At 75.3% G+C, this 1771-nt stretch carries 1 protein-coding gene; it reads left to right on the top strand.

Going from position 1 to position 1771, the window contains the following annotated elements:
* The coding region (locus ACTUAL_RS25965; protein WP_440902089.1) for a DUF4132 domain-containing protein at positions 1-1627 on the top strand (1627 nt) is incomplete at its 5' end.
* Positions 1628-1771 lie beyond the last annotated feature (144 nt).

Consider the following 1771-nt stretch of genomic DNA (forward strand, 5'->3'; position numbering starts at 1 on the left):
GCTGGAGCGGCACGGCCTGGGCGCGGCCCGGTTCCTGGTGCCGGACGCGGTCGGTCCGGCCGGGGCCGCCCGTCGGGCGGCGGAGCACGCGCTGCGGCAGATCCCGGAGCACGCACTGACCGCCGCGCGCGAGCACGGCGAGCAGGTGGCCGGGATCGTGGCCGCGTCGCTGGCGCTGGACCCGCTGGACGTGCTGCCGGTGAAGGTCCCGGCCGTGCCGTCCTGGCTCGACCCGGACCTGCTGCCGCAGGTGCTGCTGCGCGGCGGGCGGGCGGCGCTGCCGGAGGAGGCGGCGCGGAACCTGCTGGTGGTGCTGGCGATGTCCACGTCGGACGAGCCGTACGCGGGGCTGGAGCAGGTGCGGCGCGCGTGCGAGCCCGCGTCGCTGGCCCGGTTCGCCTGGGCGGTGTTCGACCAGTGGCGGCTCGCCGGGACGCCGTCCAAGGACGGGTGGGCGCTGACCTGCCTCGGCCTGGTCGGCGACGACGAGGTGGTGCGCGCGCTGAGCCCGCAGCTGCGGTCGTGGCCCGCCGAGGGCGGGCACGCCAGGGCGGTGCTCGGGCTGGACGTGCTGGCGCGGCTGGGCACGGACGTGGCGCTGGTGCACCTGGACGACGTGGCGCGGCGGGTCAAGCACAAGGGGGTGCGGACCAGGGCGCAGGAGAAGCTGGCCGAGGTCGCGACCTCGCTGGGGCTGACCTCCGACGAGCTGTCCGACCGGCTGGTGCCGACGTTCGACCTGGCCCCGGACGGCACGCTGGAGCTGGACTACGGGCCGAGGCGGTTCGTGGTCGGGTTCGACGAGCAGCTCAAGCCGTACGTCACCGGGCCGGACGGCAAGCGGCTCAAGGCCCTGCCCAAGCCGGGCGCGCGCGACGACGCGGAGCTGGCGCCCGAGGCGCACCGGCGGTTCGCGGCGCTGAAGAAGGACGTGCGCACCGCGGCGACCGCGCAGATCGCCCGGTTGGAGAAGGCGATGCTGGCGGGCCGGTCGTGGGGCGCGGAGGAGTTCACGGCGCTGTTCGCGCGCCACCCGCTGGTGTGGCACCTGGCGCGCAGGCTGGTGTGGATCACCGAGTCGGGGCTGGCGTTCCGGCTGGCCGAGGACCGCACGCTCAGCGACCTGCACGAGGAGCCGGTGGAGCTGGGCGCGGGCGAGCGGGTCGCGCTGGCCCACCCGATGCGGCTCGGTGACGACCTGGAGGCGTGGGCGGAGCTGCTGGCCGACTACGAGGTGCTGCAACCGTTCCCGCAGCTGGGCAGGCCGGTGCACCGGCTCACCGCCGAGGAGGCGGAGGCGTTCCGGCTGACCAGGTTCCAGGGGGTCGTGGTGCCGTGCGGGAAGGTGTTCGGGCTGCTGAACAAGGGCTGGGAGCAGGAGCAGTCGGACGGCTACGTGATCGACTGGGTGCAGCGACCGCTGCCGGACGGGCGCGCGGTCGTGGTCGGCCTGGACCCCGGTGTGCCGCGCGGCTACGACTACTCCGAGCTCGACCAGAAGACCACCGAGGTGTGGATCACCGACCACGGGCCGGGGTCGTGGCGGGCGGAAGAGCACCGGTTCGGGACGGTCGACCCGGTGGTGATGTCCGAGGTGCTGGGCGACCTGGTCGGCGTGACCCGCTGAGCTGTCGGACCCCTGGCGTACGGTCGCTCCACTCGGGACGGACGGCTTCAGGGGGCGGCGGTGCGCGACAGCGGCGGGGGCTTCGAGCTCCCCGAGGGGGCTCGGGACCACGTGCACCCGAGGCGGGGCGGTCGGACCGGGGTG

The organism is Actinosynnema sp. (genome assembly GCF_052038725.1).